The organism is Kitasatospora sp. NE20-6, assembly GCF_045862635.1.
Map to the genome: position 1 here is coordinate 35,993 of NZ_BPRL01000019.1, position 18,104 is coordinate 54,096.

Here is an 18,104-nt window from a genome sequence, read left to right on the forward strand (position 1 = left end):
AACAACAGAGGTAGGATCTCCCCATGGACGAACCCCGCTGGCTGAACGAGAACGAGATGGCCGCCTGGCGCGGCTTCGTCGCCGCCAGCAACCTGGTGGCCCGGCACCTGGAGCGCCAGCTCAAGGAGGACGCCGGCCTCTCGCACACCCAGTACGAGATCCTCGTCCAGCTCTCCGCCGCCCCCGACGGCTCGCTGCGCATGACCGACCTGGCCGACCGGCTGCTCACGTCCAAGAGCGGCCTGACCTACCAGGTCGGCCAGCTGGAGCGCGCCGGGCTGGTCTCCCGCCGGTCCTGTCCGAGCGACGTGCGCGGCGTCTTCGCCGAGATCACCGACCAGGGCTGGGCGGCGCTGCGCGCCGCGGCCCCCGGCCACGTCGCCGCCGTCCGCGAGGCCCTGATCGACCCGCTCACCCCCGAGCAGCTGCTCGCCCTCGCCGACAGCCTCGGCACCGTCAGCCGCCGCCTGCGCGAGCGGGACGCCTGACCGGCGGCCCCTGCCCCGATCGCTGCCCCGATCGCTGCCCCGGCCGCCGCGGGGCGGGCGGACGTCAGCCGAGGGCGGCGGCCCGGACGCAGAGCACGTCCGGCAGGTGCGAGGCGATCTGCGTCCAGGTGTCGCCCTCGTCGGCGCTGCCGTACACCTCGCCGTTGCGGTTGCCGAAGTAGACGCCCGCCGGGTCGGCGTCGTCGGTGCACAGGGCGTCGCGCAGCACCACGCCGTAGTGCGGCTCCTCGGGGAGCCCGGCGGACAGCGGCTGCCAGCTGGTGCCCGCGTCGCGGGTGCGGAAGATCCGGCAGCGGTTGTCGACCGGCAGCCGGGCGTAGTCCGCGTCCAGCGGGAAGAGGTAGGCGGTGCCGCCGTCCCGCGGGTGCGTGGCCAGGCCGAAGCCGAAGACCGCCGGCAGCCCTGCGCCGACGTCCGTCCAGCTGAGGCCGTCGTCGTCGCTGCGGTAGACGCCGCCGTGGTTCTGCAGGTAGAGGCGGTCCGGGTCGGCCGCGTCCCGGGCGACCTTGTGCACGCACTGCCCGAACTCCGGGTAGTGGTCGGGCAGGAACTCCGCGCGGATGCCGCTGTTGGACGGCGTCCAGGTCGCGCCGCCGTCCTTGGTGCGGTAGACGCCGCCGGTGGAGACCGCCACCGTCAGCGCCTGCGTGTCGCGCGGGTCGGTCAGCACGGTGTGCAGGCCCTGGCCGCCGAAGCCGGCGTTCCACTCGGAGCGCTGCGGGTGGTCCCAGAGCGACTCGACCAGCGAGAAGCTCTCGCCGCGGTCGTCCGAGCGGAACAGCGCGGCGGGCTGCGTGCCCGCGTAGACCACCCCGGGCGACTCCTCCCCGGCGGGCCGGAGCTGCCAGACCCGCTCCAGCGAGGCGCCGGTCCGCTCGGGGAACCGCACCGCGGGCCGGGCCGGCTCCTGCCAGCTCCCGCCGAGGTCGTCCGACCACCAGACCGACGGCCCCCAGTGGCTGCTGTCCGCGCCCGCCAGCAGCCGCACCCGGCCGCCGCGCCGGTCGACCGCCACCGAGTACACGGCGTTCATCGCGAAGTGCGGGCCGGTGAACGTCCAGCCCGCGCGGTCGGAACTCCGGCCCACGAACAGGCCCTTCTGCGTCCCGACGGCCAGCAGCACCTCAGTCATACGCTCCACCCGTGAGTGTTCGGAGCCCCCGCGCCAGTCTCCTCCCGGGCCGGACACCGTGCACGCCACCGCGCCGCCCGCCGGCGCCCGCCCACCCGGGCCGCGCCCCCGTGCCCGCACCTGCGCCCCCGCCCGCCGGCTCAGCCGCCGTCGCGGTACGTCTCCAGCAGGCGCAGCCACACCTCGCTGACGGTCGGGAACGCGGGCACCGCGTGCCAGAGCCGGGTGAGCGGCACCTCGCCCACCACGGCCACCGTGGCGGCGTGCAGGAGCTCGGCGACGCCCGGGCCGACGAAGGTCGCCCCGACCACCACCTCCCGCTCCAGGTCGACCACCATCCTGGCCCGGCCGGTGTAGCCGTCGGCGTACAGCTTGGCGCCGGAGACCGCGCCCAGGTCGTGGTCGACCGCCTGCACCCGCAGCCCGGCCGCCTCGGCGGCGGCGAGCGTCAGGCCGACGGAGGCGGCCTCCGGCTCGGTGAAGACCACCTGCGGGGGGCCTGCCGTGTCGGCGGTGGCCGCGTACGCGCTCCAGCGCTCCGCCCCCGGCCGCTCGCCGCGGGCCCGTGCGGCGATCACCGCCCCGGCGATCCGCGCCTGGTACTTCCCCTGGTGGGTGAGCAGCGCCCGGTGGTTGAGGTCGCCCGCGGCGTACAGCCAGCCGCCCGGCACCCCGGTCACGGTGCAGCTGTCGTCGACCTCCGGCCACGACCCGGGCTCCAGGCCGACGCTCTCCAGGCCGAGGTCACCGGTGGCCGGCCGCCGCCCGGTCGCGTACAGCACCTCGTCGGCCTCGACGGTCGAGCCGTCGCCGAGCGTCAGCCGGACACCGTCCGCGTCGCGCCGGACCGCGGTGACCGCGGTGTGCCGGCGCACGTCGACGCCCGCCGCGGCGAGCCCGTCGGCCACCATCTCCCCGGCGAACGGCTCCATCCGTCCGAGCAGGCCGCCGCCGCGGACCAGCAGCGTCACCTCGCTGCCCAGCGACCGCCAGGCGGTGGCCATCTCGGCGGCCACCACCCCGCCGCCGACCACGGCGAGCCGGCCGGGCACCTGCCGGGCGCCGGTGGCCTGCCGGTTGGTCCACGGCCGGGCCTTGGCCAGGCCGGGCACGTCGGGCAGCACGGGCACGCTGCCGGTGCACAGCACCACGGCGTGACGGGCCGTCAGCGTCCGTCCGCCGTCGACCGCGACGGTCCGCTCGCCGGTCAGCCGGCCGTGGCCGCGCACGAGGTCGATGCCCGCGCCGTCCAGCCAGGCGACCTGGTCGTCGTCCTTCCAGTGGTCCGCGAACGCGTCCCGGCGGGCCAGCACCGCGACCGGGTCGAGGGCGCCGTCGACGGTCACCCCCGCCACCGCCCGCCCGTGCGCCGCGGCGGCGTGCGGGCGCAGCAGCGCCTTGCTCGGCATGCACGCCCAGTACGAGCACTCGCCGCCGACGAGCTGGTGCTCCACCAAGGCGGTCCGCAGGCCGGCCGCGGCCGTCCGGTCGGCCACGTTCTCGCCGGTCGGCCCGCCGCCGACCACCACCACGTCGTACTGCTCCGCCTCGCCCACGTCCGTCGCCCCGCTCCTGTCCGACTGCACCGGCACGGCCATCCTGCCCGCCCTGCGGCGTCCCACCGCCCGGCCGGGGCGCGGCGGCGTGTCGCCGGGCGGCGGTGCCGGCGGCGGACGGGAACGACGCCGCCCCGCTCCCCCGTCCGGGGGTGCGGGGCGGCGTCCGCCGGGGCCCGGGCCGAGGCGGTGTCCGTCAGGCCTGGGCCTTGGCCTCGGCCTCGGCGCGGGCCTTGGCGACGCCCGCGTGCACCTCGGCCATGTCGAGCTTGCGGGCCTGGGCGATCAGGTTCTCCAGGGACGGCTCGGGCAGCGCACCCGGCTGGGCGAAGACGAGCACGCCCTCGCGGATGATCGCCAGGGTCGGGATCGACGAGATGTCGAACGCCGCGGCCAGCTCCTGCTGGGCCTCGGTGTCCACCTTCGCGAACACGATGTCCTCGTGGCGCTCGGACGCCTTCTCGAAGATCGGCCCGAACATGCGGCACGGTCCGCACCAGGCGGCCCAGAAGTCGATCAGGACGAAGTCCCTGCCCTCCGGCCCGGGGACGATCTCGTCGAAGTTGTCCGTGGTCAGTTCGACCGTGCTCATGGTGTCCTACCTGCCCTCGGGGGAGTTGGTCCGATCGCGTCAACGGGGAGGGGGGCCGGGGTATTCCGGAGGAGATTTCCGGTGGCGCTGAGTGGATCGCGCGCCGCGTGCGTACCCCTGGGTGCGGGCGCACCGAACGCGGCCGCAGAACCGACACCGCACGTGGGGGAACCGCCATGTCCGTCCGACGCCGTACCGTCCTGCTCACCGCCTCCGCCGTCGCCGCGCTCACCCTGGTGACCGCCTGTGACTCCGGCGGCACCGCACCGGGCGCCGCGCCCGCCGCCTCCGCGCCCGCAGCCTCCGCGCCCGCCGCGGGGTCGTCCGCCGCTGCCGCGGGCGCGACCGCGCTGCGCACCGCCGCGGCCGCCGGCCTCGGCACCGTCGTCACCGACGGCGCCGGATACACCCTCTACCGCTTCGACCAGGACACCGCCGCACCGCCGGCCTCGCACTGCGACGGCGCCTGCGCCACCCTGTGGCCGCCCGTGCCCGCGGCCGGCGACCACCCGCAGCTCGACGGCGTCGACGCCTCGCTGGTCTCCTCCGTGACCCGCGCCGACGGCACCCGGCAGCTCACCCTCAAGGGCTGGCCGCTCTACCGCTACGCGCCGGACACCAGGCCCGGCGACACCAAGGGCCAGGGGGTCAAGGGCACCTGGTGGGCCGTCACCCCGTCCGGGGCCAAGGCCGCCGCGGCCTCCGGCACCCCCGCCACCGGCGGCTACGGCTACTGATGCGGACGGGTGCGGCGCGGGCGCCCGCGCCGCACCCCCCTCACCGTATCGACAGGAACGGCCCCCGACTTGAGGGCCCCGCCCCCACCCGTCTCGACCAGGAGGTGCGCGTGCGCGAGGATGGCGCCGTGACCGAGCATCCGTTCCCGCAGGGGGCGTCGGGCGCGCCCGACGAGGAGCTGATGCGCGCCCTCTACCGGGACCACGCGGGCCCGCTCCTGGGGTTCGTGCTGCGCCTGGTCGCCGGCGACCGCCAGCGCGCGGAGGACGTGGTGCAGGAGACGCTCGTGCGCGCGTGGCGCAACATCCACCGGCTCGACCCCGGCGCCGGGTCGCTGCGGCCGTGGCTGGTCACCGTCGCCCGGCGGATCGTGATCGACGGCCACCGCAGCAGCATGGCCCGCCCGCGCGAGGTCGACCCCGCCCCCCTGGAACTGCTGCCCGCCGAGGACGAACTGGAGAGGGCGCTGCGGCTGATGACCATCTCCGACGCGCTCGACGACCTGACCGACGCCCATCGTGAGGTCATCGTCGAGACCTATTTCAAAGGGCGTACCGTCAACGAGGCCGCCGAGGCGCTCGGCGTCCCCGCGGGGACGGTCAGGTCGCGGATCTTCTACGGCCTGCGCGCCCTGAAGATCGCACTAGAGGAGCGAGGAGTGACATCGTGACGCCGCACCACGAGCAGCACGTCGACGTCGGTGCGTACGTCCTCGGCGTGCTCGACCCGCAGGACAGCGAGCGGTTCGAGCGGCACCTCGCGGGCTGCGCGACCTGCGCCGCGGAGATCGAGGAGCTCTCCGGCATGGCGCCGCTGCTGGCCGAACTCGCCGCCGCCGGGCCGGTCGACGTGCAGCCGTCGCCACGGCTGCTGGAGCGGCTGGTGGGCGAGGTCGCGTCCACCCGCCGGCGGAGCCGGGTGCGCCGGCTCGCGCTGGTGGCCGCGGCGGCCGTGCTGGTCGTGGGCGGCCCGCTCGTCACCCTGGCCGCCACGGGCGGCAACGACCGGCCGCCGGCCGCCGTGGCGGTCACGCAGTTCAGCGCCACCGACCCGGCGACCGGGGTGCTGGCGCAGGTCGGCGTCGAGCCCCGCGCGTGGGGCAGCCACATCACGCTCGCCCTGTCGCACGTCACGGGCCCGCGCACCTGCGATCTCGTCGCGGTCTCCCGGGGCGGCGAGCGGCAGACCGTCACGACCTGGGAGGTCCCGCCGACCGGCTACGGCACCCAGGCGCTGCGCACCACGGGCGGCGCGGGCTTCGGCCCCGCCGACATCGACCACTTCGAGGTGCGCACGGTCGACGACGGGCAGCTGCTGGTCTCCGTGCCGGCCCGCGCCTGACGGGCCGGGACGCGCGTCCCGGGCCGTGACGCCGTGGGCCCGCGCCCACTGCTCCGCCCACTGTTCTGCGTGCTTCCCTGCCTACTGCCTGGCCTTCGGCTGGGCGAACTGGCTCTGACCGCCGGGCGGTCCGGCTGCCGAGGCGTCCCGCGGGGTGTCGTTCGGGGCGAACACCGGGTGCAGCAGGGCGGCGGTGCCGTCCGGTGCGGCGGGGTGCAGCCGCCCGCCGAGGTGGCCGTCGGGCCGGACGAGGACCGCCTCGCCGTCGCGGATGCCGTACGCGCGGCGGTAGGCGTCCTCCTCGTCGACGACGTGCGGCAGGAGCAGGCTGTCCGCGGAGGCGCCCGGGGCGAGGACGGCCCAGACGTCGAGTTCGCCGTGGGCGGCGTGGCGGGCGGCGTCGGCGCACGCGTCGGCCCGGCGGGGCTCGGTGCCGGGCCCGAGGTGGAGCAGCAGGGTGTGGCGGGGGCTGCGGAGCAGGTCGAACAGGCGCAGCGGCCGGGCGGCGAGGGGGTGGCGCAGCCCGGTGCAGTCCGGGGCGCGGTCGCCGGGGGCGGGCGGGGCGGCGTCGCCGTCGGCGGCGGGCAGCAGGGGGCTGTCGCGGTAGTCGACGAGCAGTTGGGCCTCGCGCATGAGGATGGACTCCAGGGTGCCGCCGTCGGTGCCGATGCCGGCCCGTGCGTGCCGGACGGTGCGGCCGACGACCTCCTCGCCGACGGGCCGGCGTTCGGCGTCGTAGCTGTCGAGCAGGGCGGGTGCGGCGGTGCCGCGGACGGCGAGGGCGAGTTTCCAGGCGAGGTTGAAGGCGTCCTGGATGCCGGTGTTCATGCCCTGGGCGCCGGTCGGCGGGTGGATGTGGGCGGCGTCGCCGGCGACGAAGGCGCGGCCGCGGCCGTACCGGTCGACGATGCGGTGGCTGATCCGGAAGACCGACGACCAGCGGAGCGCGGAGGCGGTGGCGGGCTGCGGTGCGAGCCGGTCGAGGACGGCCTGGATGTGGTCGAGCCCGGGTGCGGGGCCCGACTCCAGGCCGTGGGCGACCCCGTCGGCGGAGAGCCCGTCGGCGGAGGTCCGTCCGGCCGCCGTCCCGGGCGGGGCGACCAGGTCGGGGGCGGCGACCATGGAGAGCCGGTAGCGGCCGCGGCCGGGCAGCGGGATGCCGACGAGGACGTCGTCGGGGCCGCCGCCGGGGTCGTGCCGCACGATCCGCACGCCGTACCCGGCGGGCAGGTCCCAGTCGACCTCGACGTCGCCGAGCATGTACGTCTCGGTGAACGCGCCGCCGCCGAAGTCGAGTCCGAGGCCGCGCCGCACCCGGCTGTGCGCGCCGTCGCACCCGACCAGGTAGCGGCAGCGGACGTGCTCGTCGCCGTCCGGCCCGCGCAGCTCCGCGTCGACGCCGTCGGCGTCCTGGGTGAACGACACCAGTTCGGTGGCCCGTTCGATCCGGGTGCCGTAGGTGGCGAGGTGGTCCGCGAGGAGCTGCTCGGTCGTGTACTGCGGCAGCGAGGCGAAGCCGTACGGCACGTCGGGCGGGAGGGTGAGCTCGATCCGCGGGCCCTCCCGGCCGTCGACCCAGATCAGCTGGCCGCGCATCGGAGCGGCGGTGGCGAGCACCTCGCGGGCGAGGCCCATGCGGTCCCAGACCTCCATGGTGCGGGGCTGGATCCCCACGGCCTTGGCGTAGTGGTGCGGTGCGGCCAGCCGGTCGACGATCCGGCAGTCGGTGCCGTGCCGCCGCAGCTCGGCCGCGGCGGTGAGGCCGACCGGGCCCGCGCCGACCACCAGGACGTCCGTGTCGGCCATGTCGTCTCCCGGGGCTGGAGGTGTCCGTCCCTCCAGCCTGCGCGCGGCCGGGGCGGCCCCGCCACTCGTCCGGCCGGGCGGCGCGGGGTCACCCGGCGGCCTCCAGGGCGGTGATGCGGCGCAGGACGCGCGCGCAGTTGCGGGCGTGGAGCTGCTGGAAGGCGGGCACGAGCGGCCCGGCGAGCCGGGTGTACCAGCGGCCGGGGCGGCTGAACGCGGTGACGGTGAACCGGACGGCGCCGTCCTCGCCGAGCTCGACCACGAACGCCTCCTCCCCGCACTCGGGGTGGCCGTCGAGCGTGCCGTACGCGAAGCCGGTGCGGTGCGGGTCGTCGACGGCCCAGACGACCTCGCAGGGGGCGCTGATGCGGGCCGGGCCGAGGCCGATGGCACAGGTGACGCGGGTGCCGACGGCGGCGCGGTCGGTGTCCGCGGTGATCCGTACGCCCGCCTCGCGGTGCATCCGCCAGGTGGTGACGGCCAGGCCGGCGGCGGCGAGGGCCGCCGGGCCGTGCCCGACCACGGCCCGGTGGTGCAGGTGGTGGTAGCCGGCGGGCAGCGGCCCGGGGCGGGTGGTGGCGCGGACCTCGCGGTAGCTGAGGGTCATCGGGTCTCCCGGAGTCGGTGCAGGGCGAGCAGGGTGCAGAGGGCGAAGCCGAGGGCGTTGCCGAGGCCGTGGGTGGCGGCCATCCAGGCCAGGGTGGGGTGCCGGAGGCCGGTGGCCTCGCCGAGCGCCCACCAGAGGGCGAGCAGCATCGTCGCCGCGAGGACGGCCGCGCCGGTGCCGAGCAGGGTGCGGGTGAGGGTGTCGCGGCCCCGGCCGCGCAGGTCCTGCCAGACGACCAGGCCGGTGAGCCACATGCCGGTGGTGAGGACGGCGGCGCCCGCGAGTTCGGCCCAGTCGTCGACGAAGTAGCCGGCCAGGACGAGCAGGGTGCCGGCGGGCACGCTCAGGGCGGCCGCGCGGGCGGCGCGGCGGTGGGGGGCGGCGCGGCAGACGAGTCCGGCGACGAGGGCGGCGGCGAACCCGGCGAAGTGGAAGTGCGGCACGGTGAGCGCCAGGATGCCGAGGCCGAAGCCGAGGAGGCGGTGGCCGGAGCGTTCGGCGACCAGGGCGATCGCGGCGACGAGCGGGGTGACGAGGGCGGTGAGGGCGGCGGCCTCGGCGGGGGCGAACGAGCGGGTGCGGGCGAGCCGGAGCGGTGCGCGGGCGGCGAGGGCGGCGGCGGCCAGTGCGTAGAGCACGGCGAGGGCGGTGGCGGCCGGGCCGCGGGGGAGGAAGAGCGAGACGGCGCCGGGCACGGCCGCGAGCGGCCACCACCGGGCGGCCCGGCTGCCGGGCCCGTCGAGCAGGGCCAGGCCCAGCGGTAGCACGGCGACCATGCCGAGCACCACGATCAGGTGGACCAGGACGGTCATGACGGCACCCCCGAAGTTCGATTGAACGTGTTCAAAAACTCTGCCGGACCGCACTCTACGGGCAGAACTGAACGCGTTCAACAGGCGGGCGGCGCACACTGGGGGAGGAAGGAGGCCACGCCGCACCCGCACCGGTCGCCGCAGGCCGCGCGGACCGTGCCCGGCGTGGGCACCGCCATGTCACGGATCCCGCTGATCTGCCCGCGCTGCGGCCTCCCGCAGCGCGTCCTTCCCGGAGGGCCCGAACGGCTCGCCAGGGTCGTGCACGTCGGGACCGGCCGCGAGGCCTGCGGCCCCGCCGACCCGCCGCCGGACCCCCTCGCCGACCTGCCGCCCGGTGCCGACGGCCGCTGAACGCCCGTCCCGGCGGCCCCGGCGGCCCCGGGCCGTCCCGACCGCGTTGGCGGGCCCCACGCCCGCGGCGCACGCTGGAGGGGAGAGCCAGGAGGTGGCGTCCATGCACACACTCGTCGGATGGCACATCGAGTTGGAGTTCCAGGAGGAGGGCGACCGTACCAAGGCCGTCGCGCTCGTCCGGCTCTCCGACGGCAGCGAGGTCCGCTCGCACGGTTACAGCACCCGGCACCACAACGACAGTCCGCAGCCCCGGGTCGGCGAGGAGGTCGCGGGCGCCCGCGCCCTCAACGACCTCGCCATGCAACTGCTCACCAAGGCCCACGGCGAACTCAAGGCCGGCCGGCCGTCCCCCGGGCCGCTCATGTAGCCGTCCCCCGGCGGCGGTGAGGTGCCCGGCCGGTCATCCGGCGGCCACAAGGTGCCCGGCCGGTCACCCTGCCGCGGCGTCGCTCCCGGCGCGTGCCGCGCTCCCGGGGCCGGTCGCGCCGGGCCGGGCCGTGGCCGGTGCTGCGGCGGGCCGGGTGCGCGCGGCCCACCGCACCGCCGGGCCCGTCGCGGTGCCCGCCAGCGCGAAGAGTCCGCCCAGCACCAGCCAGCCCGCGGCGCCGCCGCCCAGCACGAGCGAGGTCAGCAGCAGCGGGCCGACCATCCGCGCCACCGCCACCCCCGAGCCGAAGAACCCCTGGTACTGCCCCTGCCGGCCGGCCGGGGCCAGCCCGAAGCCGATCTCCCACGAGCCGGCCGCCAGCATCATCTCGCCCGCGACCTGCAGCCCGGCCGCCGTCAGCAGCACCGCCACCGCCACCCACGCCGAACCGCCGCCCGCGGACACGGCGAACGCCGCGCAGCAGGCCAGCAGCAGCACGCCCGCCCACCGCACGTACCGTGCGGCCGCGGCGAGCCCGTCGACCCGGCGGGCCACCCGCACCTGGCAGACCACCACGGTCAGGGTGTTCAGCATCAGCAGGGCGGCGGCCGTCCAGCCGGGTGCCGCCGTCCGCCCGACGATCCACAGCGGCACGACCAGCGACAGCAGCGGCATGTAGAGCAGCATCACCGCGTTGAGCAGCGCCACCACCGCGTACGGGCGGTCGCGCAGCACCGCGAGCCGCGGCCCGTCCGGCGCCGCGGGCACCGGTGCGACGGCGGGCAGCCGGGCCAGCACGGCCGCCGCGACGAGGAAGCTCAGCGCGTCCAGCGCCAGCACCGCGCGGTACGCCGCCGGGCTGTCCAGCTGCAGGGCCGCGCCGCCGAACGCCGCGCCGACCGCCAGGCCCGCGTTGACCGTCGACTGCAGGTGGGCGCGCACCCCGGTCCGCCGCGCGGGCTCCACCAGCCCCGCCAGCAGCGCCTGCCGGGCCGCGCCCAGGCCGCTCTGCGCGGCGCCGTACAGCAGCGCCGCCGCGACGAACGCCGCGAACGACCCCGCGAGCAGGAACGCTCCCACCGCCGCCGAGGTGGCCACCGCCAGCAGCGCCGCCACCCCGCGCGGCCCGCGCCGGTCGGCGAGGTGGCCCAGCGGCACGCCCGCGACCGCCCCGGCCGCCCAGCCGAGCGTCAGGCCCAGGCCGATCTGCCCCGCCGACAGGCCCACCACCCGGGTGAAGTACAGCGCCGAGCAGACGTAGTAGGCGCCGTCCCCCAGCGCGTTGGCGAGGTGGGCGGCGGCCAGGGCCCGGGCGGGGCCCGGGGGCGGCAGCAGTCGGCCGGTCGGCATCGGCGGGTCCTCCTCGGTACGGGCCGGACCCCGCACCCTAGGGCACCGCACCGACAGCCGTCGCGGACGGACGGTCCGTCACCTCCCGTCGCCGGGGGCCGGGTTCAGCCGGCCAGCTCCTCCAGCGGCACGTCCGGGTCGGTCAGCCGGGCCTCGTCCACCGGCCGTCCGCCGAGGATCAGCGCGCGGATCGGGTCGACGACGTCCCACACGTTCACGTTCATGCCGGCGAGCACCCGCCCGTCCGCGAGCCAGAACGCCACGAACTCCCGTGCCGCGACGTCACCGCGGAAGACGACCCGGTCGTAGCCGCCGGGCTCCGCGTAACCGGTGTACTCCATGCCGAGGTCGTACTGGTCGGTGAAGAAGTACGGCACCCGGTCGTACACCGCGTCCTGCCCGAGCATCGACTTCGCGGCCGTCGCGGGCTGGTTGAGCGCGTTCGCCCAGTGCTCGACCCGGATCGGCCTGCCGTAGAACGGGTGGAACGCGTTGGCGACGTCGCCCGCGGCGAACACGTCCGGGTGCGAGGTGCGCAGGTGCGCGTCGGTGCGCACACCGTTGTCGACCGCCAGCCCGGCGGCCTCCGCGAGCCCGGTGTTCGGCACGATGCCCACGCCCACGACCACCGTGTCGGCGGGCACCAGGGTGCCGTCGCCGAGCCGCACCCCGCCGTCCTCCACCGCCGCCACCTTCGCCCCGAACCGCAGGTCGACGCCGTGCGCCCGGTGCAGGTCGGCGAAGACCCGCGCCACCTCCGGGCCCAGCACCCGCAGCAGCGGCAGCTCGGCCGCTTCCAGCACGGTGACCCCGGCCTCCGCCGCGCGGGCCGCCGCGGCCACCTCCAGCCCGATCCAGCCCGCACCCACGACGACGATCCGCGCGCCGGGCGTCAGCCGCTCCCGCAGCCGGATGCTGTCGGCGGCGCTGCGCAGCGTCAGCACGTCCGGCCGGTCGCCGCCCGGCACCGGCAGCGGGCGCGGCGAGGCGCCGGTGGCCAGCAGCAGCTTCGCGAAGCTCCGCCGGCTGCCGTCGTCGAGCGTCACCGTGTGCGCGTCCGGGTCGAGCGCGGTGACGGCGGTGCCGAGCCGCAGCGTCACCCCGTGCTCGGCGTACCACTCGGCCGGATGCACGTCGAACTCGCCGCGCGGCGTCTTCCCCTGCAGGAAGCCCTTCGACAGCGGCGGCCGCTCGTACGGCAGTTCCGTCTCCGCGCCGATGAGCTCCAGCGGCCCCTCGTACCCCTCGGAGCGCAGGGCCCCGGCGGCCTTCGCGCCCGCCAGGCTCGCCCCGACGATCACGTACGGCTGCTCCATCGCGTCCATCGCACCGCTCCTTCGCCCGCTCCGCCACTGCCCGCATCCGGGCCTGCCACACCGGAGCATGCCGCCCGCGAGCCGGACCACGGCGCCGACACCCCGGGCCCCTAGGCTGGGCAGGGCCACGAACCGGAAGGAGACGCCCGCATGGGTGAGCAGAGGGTCAGGGTGCGGTGCGTGCCCGCGGTGCCGTGCTGGGTGAGCCTGATGGCCCACGACCTCGAAGCCGCGCAGTCCTTCTACGGCCCGCTCCTCGGGTGGACCTTCCAGCCCGGGCCGGACCGCTGGGGCCCCTACGTGTGGGCGGTCGTCGACGGCGTCGAGGTGGCCGGGCTCGGCGTGATGGCGGGCGACTGGCAGCCGCCCGTCGCCTGGACGACGTACTTCGGCACCGAGAGCGCCGACCGGGCCACCGAGAGCGTCCGCGAGCGCGGCGGCACGCTCGGCGTCGGCCCGATCGCGTTCGACGCCGGGCGGGTGGCCCTCGCCGCCGACCCGCAGGGGGCCTCCTTCGGGATGTGGGAGGGCGAGCCGGGCGTCGAGACGTGGATGAAGGCGCCGGGCGCGCCGGTCTGGATCGAGCTGCGCACCCCCGACCCGTTCGCGGCCGCGCTGTTCTACGGCGAGGTGTTCCGCTGGGACGACCGCGACATCGACCACTTCGAGGTCCGCTACGAGCACGAGCGCGTGGTGCTGCGCTCCGAGGGCCGGAGCGTGGCCGCGCTGCGGGCCGCGCTGGGCACGGGGCCCCACTGGGAGGTGTTCTTCTCCGTCGCCGACACGGACGGGGCGGTGCGGCGGGCCGTCGAGCTGGGCGGCAGCGTCGCGGAGCCGGCCGGCGACACCCCGTACGGGCGGACGGCCCGCCTGCGGGACGCCGAGGGCGGCCACTTCTCGGTGATCGGCCCCGCGGCCGGCGCCTGACCGGGCCCGCGGCCGACAGGCACTCCCGGCCCGCAGGGGCCCGCCGGGGCCCTCCAGACCGTGCGCGGTCGGTCGGTCGGCCGGGGTGCGGTGCGCGGTGTGCGGGGTCAGCCCGTCGGGGCGTGGGCGAACAGCCGGTGCATGGCCTCCGGCAGTTCCTCGGGGGAGCGCAGTGGCCGGCGGAAGTCGAAGCGGGCGTCGACGACCCGGTCGCCGGGTGCCAGCAGCCGCACCCGCAGCCCGAACCTGTCCAGCGCGACGGGCCGCACCGCGTACGGCGCCGGGATGCCGCGCCCGCGGGCCGCGCCCTGCGCGAGGCGCCGCACCTGGTCGGCGTGGGCGGTGTCGAGGTGCTGCAGCAGGCCGGCCTCCTCGCGGACGACCGGGTCGGGTGCGGCCGCCGCGAACTCCGCCGGGTCCACGCAGCACTCGGAGCCCCACAGGTCCTCCACGGCCAGGTGTTCGGGCTGCAGGCGGAGCAGGACGTGCCCGGCCGCGCGGCGGCCCGGGAAGAGCGCCGAGATCCGGGCCGGCGTGGTCCGCCCGGGCACGGTGAGCGGGCCCTGGACGGAGGCGCGGCCGCGGATGCGGTGCGGCATCGCGACCGGGGCGACGTCCACCGCGTCGAGCTCGCCGGTGAGCCGCTCGCCGCGGGCGAGGGTGGCGAGCCGGTGCAGCGGCGAGGTCTCCTCGACCAGGACGGCGACCGCGCCGTCGGGCAGCACGGCGCAGCCGACCAGGGGTGGCAGGCCGGGCCGCTCGGCGAGGTCGATGCCGGGCACGTCCAGGACCACGGAGGAGGCGAACTCCACCAGTGTGCGCAGCCGTTCGGCCGCGGTGGGCGTGTCGTCGGCGGTCCGCGCGATGCCGGTCCCGGTGGTGCGGGCAGAGCGGTTCCCGGTGTCGGACATGCATCCTCCCTCATTTAGGTTAGGTGAGCCTAACCTAAATGGCGAGGGCGGGGAAGCTGTCGGCCGGCGCGCGGCCCCGGGTCAGGCCGCCGGAGGGGCCCCCAGCATCCGCAGCACCAGCACGCCGTAGCGGCGGCCCAGCTCCTCCGGCGACTCGGTGGAGCGGTCGGTGTACCAGCGGGCGACGTCGATGCCGAGCGAGGTGACGGCGCGGGCCGCGGTGCGGGCGTCCGGCACCTCGAAGACGCCGTCGGCGACCCCCTGCTCGATGATCCGGCGCACGGTGTCCTCGATGCGGATGCGCAGCGCGGCGACCTCGGCGAAGGCGTCCTCCGGCAGCGCGTGCAGCTCGTTGTTGACGATCCTGCCGACGGTGTGGCCGCGGGCGTGCCAGGCGGTGAAGTCCTCCGCGAGGCGCCGCATCTGCGCGACCGGGTCGGGGCTGCTCGCCTCGGCCTTCTCGACCAGGTCGAGGGTGGAGCGGTGGCCGGTGCGGCTGATCTCGGAGAGCAGCGCGGCCTTCGACGGATAGTGGATGTAGAGCGCCGCGGGGCTCATGCCGGCGGCGGTGGCGATGTCGCGGGTGGTGGTGGCGTGGTATCCCCGGCGGGCGAAGGACTCCACGGCGGCCAGCAGCAGCCGCCGGGGGGCCTCGGTGCGGTCCCCGGGCCACATGCCGGCGGTTGCCTGATCGGTCATGGCGTCAATCCTCGCAGATGGATCAAGGCCGGCGGCTGCCCGGCTGTTGACAGTGTGGCCCGCCGTCACCATGCTAAGCAAGCGCTTAGTCACCACCCTGTCGAATTCACGTGCGGCGAAAGGTCAGTCGATGACACCCTCGTTCAAGGGCCAGGTGGCCCTGGTCACCGGGGCGAGCCGGGGCATCGGCCTCGGCATCGCCCGCGAGCTCGTCCAGCGCGGCGCGAAGGTCTGCATCACCGCCCGGAACCCCGAGCCGCTGGCCGACGCCGTACGCGACCTGGGCGGCCCCGACCACGCGATAGCCGTCGCCGGCAAGGCGGACGACGCGGCGCACCAGCAGGACGCCGTCGACCGCACCATGGAGGCCTTCGGCCGCCTCGACCTGCTGGTCAACAACACCGGCATCAACCCCGCCTACGGCCCGGTGCTCGACACCGACCCCGGGCTGGCCGCCAAGATCCTCGCCGTCAACGTGCTCGCGCCGCTCGCCTGGACCCGCCGCGCCCACACCGCGTGGATGGGCGAGCACGGCGGCGCGGTGGTCAACGTCGCCTCCATCGCCGGCATCCGCTCCTCCGCCGGCATCGGCATGTACGGCGTCAGCAAGGCCGCGATCATCCGCCTCACCATGGAGCTCGCCGCCGAACTCGGCCCCGGCATCCGGGTCAACGCGGTGGCCCCGGCCGTCGTCAAAACGAAGTTCGCCGAGGCGCTCTTCGAGGGCCGGGAGGAGGAGGTCGTCCGCGCCTACCCGCTCCGTCGGCTCGGCCTGCCCGAGGACGTCGCCGGCGCCGTCGCCTTCCTCCTCTCCCAGGACGCCGGCTGGATCACCGGCCAGACCCTCGTCGTCGACGGCGGCGTCACCCTCGGCGGCGGACTGTGACCGCCCTCGCCGGCCGCGGCGTCGTCGTCACCGGCGCCGGGCAGGGCATCGGCGCGGCCCTCGCCACCGCCTTCGCCGCCGAGGGCGCCCGGGTCGTCGTCAACGACCTCGACGCCGACGCCGCCCACCGGACGGCCGCCCGGATCGGCGGCGTCGCCGCCCCCGGCGACGCCGCCTCCGCCGAAGGCGTCGCCGCCCTCGTCGACACCGCCCGCGCCGCCCTCGGCACGATCGACGTCTACTGCGCCAACGCCGGCATCGCCACCACCGGCGGCGCCGACGCCGGGCCCGAGGCCTGGTCCCGGGCCTGGGACGTCAACGTCATGTCGCACGTCCGCGCCGCCGAACTCCTCCTCCCCGACTGGCTGGAGCGCGGTGAGGGCCGCTTCGTGGCCACCGCCTCCGCCGCCGGCCTGCTCACCATGCTCGGCTCCGCCCCGTACGCCGTCACCAAGCACGGCGCGGTGGCCTTCGCCGAGTGGCTCTCCGCCACCTACCGGCACCGCGGTGTCCGCGTGCACGCGCTCTGCCCGCAGGGCGTCAACACCGCCATGCTGCGGCACACCGGCGCGGCCGGCGACGTCCTGCTGCGCCCCGACGCCATCGAGCCCGAGGACGTCGCGGCGGCCGTCGTCCAGGCCGTCGCGGAGGAACGGTTCCTGATCCTCCCGCACCCGCAGGTCGCCGACTACTACGCGGCCCGCGCCACCACCCCGGACCGCTGGATCAAGGGCATGAACCACCTCCAGCAGGCCATCGAACGCAGCGAAGGAGCCCTCGCATGAAGGCCTGGCAGGTCGCCGGACTCGGCGAGCCCACCGCCGTGATGGTGCAGACCGAGACCGGACGGCCCGAACCGGCCGCCGGTCAGCTGCTCGTCCGCGTACGGGCCGCGAACGTCAACTTCCCCGACGCGCTGATGTGCCGCGGCCACTACCAGGTGCGCCCGCCGCTGCCCTTCACCCCGGGCGTCGAGCTGTGCGGCGAGGTCGTCGGCGGCGACCGGGCCGGCGAGCGCGTCGTCGGCACGGCGGTGCTGCCCTCCGGCGCCTTCGCCGAGTACGCGCTGATGGACGCCGCCGCGGCCTTCGCCGCCCCGCCCGCCCTGGACGACGCCGAGGCCGCCGCCCTGCACATCGGCTACCAGACCGCGTGGTTCGGCCTGCACCGCCGGGCCCGGCTGCAGGCCGGCGAGACCCTCCTCGTGCACGCCGCGGCCGGTGGCGTCGGCAGCGCCACCGTCCAGCTCGGCAAGGCGGCCGGCGCCACCGTGATCGCCGTGGTCGGCGGCCCGGAGAAGGCCGCGGCCGCCGCCGCGCTCGGCGCCGACCTGGTCGTCGACCGGCGCACCGAGGACTTCGTCGCCGCGGTCAAGCAGGCCACCGGCGGCCGCGGCGCCGACGTGGTCTTCGACCCGGTCGGCGGCGACGCCTACACCGGCTCCGCCAAGTGCGTCGCGTTCGAGGGCCGCATCCTCGTCGTCGGCTTCGCCGGCGGCACCATCCCGGCGCCCGCGCTCAACCACGCGCTGGTGAAGAACTACGCGATCCTGGGCCTGCACTGGGGCCTGTACAACACGCAGGACCCGCAGGCCGTCCGCGACTGCCACGCCGAACTCACCGCGCTCGCCGCGAAGGGCGTCGTCAAGCCGCTGATCGGCGAGCGGCTGCCGTTCGACCGGGCCGCGGAGGGCGTCCAGCGGGTCGCCGACGGCTTCTCGATCGGCCGCCTCACCGTGCACCCCTGACGGACCGCCGGTGCCCCCGCCCGGAGACGGGGCGGGGGCACCGGCGTCGTCCGGTCCGGTTCAGCCCGCGCGCTCCGCCGCGCTGCGCTCCACGCAGAACTCGTTGCCCTCCGGGTCGGCGAGGACGGCCCAGCCCGTGCCGTCCGGGTTGCGCCGGTCGTCGACCAGCGTCGCGCCGAGGGCGAGCAGGCGCTCCACCTCCTCGTCGCGCGTCCGGTCCTGCGGCTGGACGTCCAGGTGCACGCGGTTCTTGACGGTCTTCGCGTCCGGCACCGCGACGAACAGCAGCCCGGAGTCCCCTGTCCCGATCAGCGCCATGGGGTCGCCGGGCCGGTCGTCGTCGTGCAGCGGGCGGTCCAGCACCTGCGACCAGAAGCGGGCGAGCGCGTAGGGGTCGGCGCAGTCGATCGTCACATGGCGGATCACGGAGGTCATGGCGCGGATTCTCGCC

The 18,104-nt window shown here is 76.5% G+C and carries 21 protein-coding genes; 10 read left to right on the forward strand and 11 right to left on the reverse strand.

Going from position 1 to position 18,104, the window contains the following annotated elements; translation table 11 throughout:
* Positions 1-23 precede the first annotated feature (23 nt).
* On the forward strand, positions 24-488 hold the full coding sequence (locus SNE206_RS16540; protein WP_407914131.1) for a MarR family winged helix-turn-helix transcriptional regulator: 465 nt from the start codon (positions 24-26) through the stop codon (positions 486-488).
* Positions 489-552: 64 nt separating this feature from the next.
* On the opposite strand, the gene SNE206_RS16545 is transcribed toward SNE206_RS16540, so the two are convergent.
* The 3 genes from SNE206_RS16545 to trxA form a co-directional block, all read right to left on the reverse strand.
* Positions 553-1,641 (reverse strand): WD40/YVTN/BNR-like repeat-containing protein, encoded by a 1,089-nt coding sequence (locus tag SNE206_RS16545; RefSeq protein WP_407914132.1) that lies wholly within the window; start codon positions 1,639-1,641, stop codon positions 553-555.
* A gap of 140 nt (positions 1,642-1,781) precedes the next feature.
* Complete coding sequence (locus tag SNE206_RS16550; RefSeq protein ID WP_407914133.1) at positions 1,782-3,239, reverse strand: dihydrolipoyl dehydrogenase family protein; 1,458 nt, start codon at positions 3,237-3,239, stop codon at positions 1,782-1,784.
* Positions 3,240-3,393: 154 nt separating this feature from the next.
* Positions 3,394-3,789 (reverse strand): thioredoxin, encoded by a 396-nt coding sequence (gene trxA / locus SNE206_RS16555; RefSeq protein WP_407914134.1) that lies wholly within the window; start codon positions 3,787-3,789, stop codon positions 3,394-3,396.
* Positions 3,790-3,965: 176 nt separating this feature from the next.
* Between trxA and SNE206_RS16560 the strand changes: the two genes are divergently transcribed.
* From SNE206_RS16560 to SNE206_RS16570, 3 genes are all read left to right on the forward strand, one after another.
* Positions 3,966-4,526 (forward strand): hypothetical protein, encoded by a 561-nt coding sequence (locus SNE206_RS16560; RefSeq protein WP_407914135.1) that lies wholly within the window; start codon positions 3,966-3,968, stop codon positions 4,524-4,526.
* 182 nt (positions 4,527-4,708) lie between these two features.
* Positions 4,709-5,197 carry a sigma-70 family RNA polymerase sigma factor gene (locus tag SNE206_RS16565; RefSeq protein ID WP_407914248.1) on the forward strand — a complete coding sequence of 163 codons (489 nt, stop codon included), beginning with the start codon at positions 4,709-4,711 and terminating at the stop codon, positions 5,195-5,197.
* Positions 5,194-5,868 (forward strand): zf-HC2 domain-containing protein, encoded by a 675-nt coding sequence (locus SNE206_RS16570; RefSeq protein WP_407914136.1) that lies wholly within the window; start codon positions 5,194-5,196, stop codon positions 5,866-5,868. Before SNE206_RS16565 ends, SNE206_RS16570 begins: the two co-directional genes overlap by 4 nt.
* 81 nt (positions 5,869-5,949) lie before the next feature.
* Here the strand turns inward: SNE206_RS16570 and SNE206_RS16575 are convergent, their stop codons facing one another.
* The 3 genes from SNE206_RS16575 to SNE206_RS16585 all read right to left on the reverse strand — a co-directional run bounded on the left by SNE206_RS16575 (position 5,950) and on the right by SNE206_RS16585 (position 9,093).
* Entirely contained in the window at positions 5,950-7,674 is a 1,725-nt protein-coding gene (locus tag SNE206_RS16575; protein WP_407914137.1) for an FAD-dependent monooxygenase, read from the reverse strand.
* Between the two features lie 88 nt (positions 7,675-7,762).
* Positions 7,763-8,281 carry a DUF1990 family protein gene (locus SNE206_RS16580; RefSeq protein ID WP_407914138.1) on the reverse strand — a complete coding sequence of 173 codons (519 nt, stop codon included), beginning with the start codon at positions 8,279-8,281 and terminating at the stop codon, positions 7,763-7,765.
* Entirely contained in the window at positions 8,278-9,093 is an 816-nt protein-coding gene (locus SNE206_RS16585; protein WP_407914139.1) for a YndJ family protein, read from the reverse strand. Before SNE206_RS16585 ends, SNE206_RS16580 begins: the two co-directional genes overlap by 4 nt.
* Positions 9,094-9,258: 165 nt before the next feature.
* Between SNE206_RS16585 and SNE206_RS16590 the strand changes: the two genes are divergently transcribed.
* The gene (locus SNE206_RS16590; protein WP_407914140.1) at positions 9,259-9,447 is read left to right on the forward strand and encodes a hypothetical protein; all 189 of its coding nucleotides are present in this window, start codon (positions 9,259-9,261) and stop codon (positions 9,445-9,447) included.
* Positions 9,448-9,550: 103 nt separating this feature from the next.
* Positions 9,551-9,817: a DUF1876 domain-containing protein gene (locus SNE206_RS16595; RefSeq protein ID WP_405014046.1), complete on the forward strand. Its 267-nt coding sequence runs from the start codon at positions 9,551-9,553 to the stop codon at positions 9,815-9,817.
* 63 nt (positions 9,818-9,880) lie between these two features.
* Here the strand turns inward: SNE206_RS16595 and SNE206_RS16600 are convergent, their stop codons facing one another.
* Together SNE206_RS16600 and SNE206_RS16605 are read right to left on the reverse strand one after the other, a co-directional pair.
* Positions 9,881-11,167, reverse strand: a complete 1,287-nt coding sequence (locus SNE206_RS16600; RefSeq protein WP_407914141.1) for an MFS transporter — start codon at positions 11,165-11,167, stop codon at positions 9,881-9,883.
* 104 nt (positions 11,168-11,271) lie between these two features.
* A complete protein-coding gene (locus SNE206_RS16605; RefSeq protein WP_407914142.1) occupies positions 11,272-12,492 on the reverse strand; it encodes an NAD(P)/FAD-dependent oxidoreductase in 1,221 nt (406 codons plus the stop codon).
* 141 nt (positions 12,493-12,633) lie between these two features.
* On the opposite strand from SNE206_RS16605, the gene SNE206_RS16610 reads away from it, so the two are divergent.
* Positions 12,634-13,410 carry a VOC family protein gene (locus SNE206_RS16610; protein ID WP_407914143.1) on the forward strand — a complete coding sequence of 259 codons (777 nt, stop codon included), beginning with the start codon at positions 12,634-12,636 and terminating at the stop codon, positions 13,408-13,410.
* 107 nt (positions 13,411-13,517) lie between these two features.
* On the opposite strand, the gene SNE206_RS16615 is transcribed toward SNE206_RS16610, so the two are convergent.
* Positions 13,518-14,321, reverse strand: a complete 804-nt coding sequence (locus SNE206_RS16615; RefSeq protein ID WP_407914144.1) for a DUF2470 domain-containing protein — start codon at positions 14,319-14,321, stop codon at positions 13,518-13,520.
* Positions 14,322-14,402: 81 nt separating this feature from the next.
* Positions 14,403-15,020 (reverse strand): TetR/AcrR family transcriptional regulator, encoded by a 618-nt coding sequence (locus SNE206_RS16620; RefSeq protein WP_407914145.1) that lies wholly within the window; start codon positions 15,018-15,020, stop codon positions 14,403-14,405.
* A gap of 130 nt (positions 15,021-15,150) precedes the next feature.
* Between SNE206_RS16620 and SNE206_RS16625 the strand changes: the two genes are divergently transcribed.
* The 3 genes from SNE206_RS16625 to SNE206_RS16635 are packed head-to-tail and all read left to right on the forward strand — an operon-like array spanning position 15,151 to position 17,653.
* Complete coding sequence (locus tag SNE206_RS16625; RefSeq protein ID WP_407914146.1) at positions 15,151-15,906, forward strand: SDR family oxidoreductase; 756 nt, start codon at positions 15,151-15,153, stop codon at positions 15,904-15,906.
* Positions 15,903-16,691 (forward strand): SDR family oxidoreductase, encoded by a 789-nt coding sequence (locus SNE206_RS16630; protein ID WP_407914147.1) that lies wholly within the window; start codon positions 15,903-15,905, stop codon positions 16,689-16,691. The genes SNE206_RS16625 and SNE206_RS16630 overlap by 4 nt, the downstream gene beginning before the upstream one ends.
* A complete protein-coding gene (locus SNE206_RS16635) occupies positions 16,688-17,653 on the forward strand; it encodes an NADPH:quinone oxidoreductase family protein (RefSeq protein WP_407914148.1) in 966 nt (321 codons plus the stop codon). Before SNE206_RS16630 ends, SNE206_RS16635 begins: the two co-directional genes overlap by 4 nt.
* Positions 17,654-17,713: 60 nt before the next feature.
* Here SNE206_RS16635 and SNE206_RS16640 read toward each other — a convergent pair whose 3' ends face one another.
* Positions 17,714-18,088, reverse strand: a complete 375-nt coding sequence (locus SNE206_RS16640) for a VOC family protein (RefSeq protein WP_407914149.1) — start codon at positions 18,086-18,088, stop codon at positions 17,714-17,716.
* Positions 18,089-18,104 lie beyond the last annotated feature (16 nt).

Bases quoted from the DNA above. Each gene is read 5' to 3' on its own strand.
- SNE206_RS16600 (WP_407914141.1), bottom strand. From the start codon at position 11,167: ATGCCGACCGGCCGACTGCTGCCGCCCCCGGGCCCCGCCCGGGCCCTG.
- SNE206_RS16595 (WP_405014046.1), top strand. From the start codon at position 9,551: ATGCACACACTCGTCGGATGGCACATCGAGTTGGAGTTCCAGGAGGAG.
- SNE206_RS16615 (WP_407914144.1), bottom strand. From the start codon at position 14,321: ATGTCCGACACCGGGAACCGCTCTGCCCGCACCACCGGGACCGGCATC.
- SNE206_RS16580 (WP_407914138.1), bottom strand. From the start codon at position 8,281: ATGACCCTCAGCTACCGCGAGGTCCGCGCCACCACCCGCCCCGGGCCG.
- SNE206_RS16605 (WP_407914142.1), bottom strand. From the start codon at position 12,492: ATGGACGCGATGGAGCAGCCGTACGTGATCGTCGGGGCGAGCCTGGCG.
- SNE206_RS16545 (WP_407914132.1), bottom strand. From the start codon at position 1,641: ATGACTGAGGTGCTGCTGGCCGTCGGGACGCAGAAGGGCCTGTTCGTG.
- SNE206_RS16610 (WP_407914143.1), top strand. From the start codon at position 12,634: ATGGGTGAGCAGAGGGTCAGGGTGCGGTGCGTGCCCGCGGTGCCGTGC.
- SNE206_RS16575 (WP_407914137.1), bottom strand. From the start codon at position 7,674: ATGGCCGACACGGACGTCCTGGTGGTCGGCGCGGGCCCGGTCGGCCTC.
- SNE206_RS16560 (WP_407914135.1), top strand. From the start codon at position 3,966: ATGTCCGTCCGACGCCGTACCGTCCTGCTCACCGCCTCCGCCGTCGCC.
- SNE206_RS16585 (WP_407914139.1), bottom strand. From the start codon at position 9,093: ATGACCGTCCTGGTCCACCTGATCGTGGTGCTCGGCATGGTCGCCGTG.
- trxA (WP_407914134.1), bottom strand. From the start codon at position 3,789: ATGAGCACGGTCGAACTGACCACGGACAACTTCGACGAGATCGTCCCC.
- SNE206_RS16540 (WP_407914131.1), top strand. From the start codon at position 24: ATGGACGAACCCCGCTGGCTGAACGAGAACGAGATGGCCGCCTGGCGC.
- SNE206_RS16550 (WP_407914133.1), bottom strand. From the start codon at position 3,239: ATGGCCGTGCCGGTGCAGTCGGACAGGAGCGGGGCGACGGACGTGGGC.
- SNE206_RS16565 (WP_407914248.1), top strand. From the start codon at position 4,709: ATGCGCGCCCTCTACCGGGACCACGCGGGCCCGCTCCTGGGGTTCGTG.
- SNE206_RS16620 (WP_407914145.1), bottom strand. From the start codon at position 15,020: ATGACCGATCAGGCAACCGCCGGCATGTGGCCCGGGGACCGCACCGAG.
- SNE206_RS16640 (WP_407914149.1), bottom strand. From the start codon at position 18,088: ATGACCTCCGTGATCCGCCATGTGACGATCGACTGCGCCGACCCCTAC.
- SNE206_RS16635 (WP_407914148.1), top strand. From the start codon at position 16,688: ATGAAGGCCTGGCAGGTCGCCGGACTCGGCGAGCCCACCGCCGTGATG.
- SNE206_RS16625 (WP_407914146.1), top strand. From the start codon at position 15,151: ATGACACCCTCGTTCAAGGGCCAGGTGGCCCTGGTCACCGGGGCGAGC.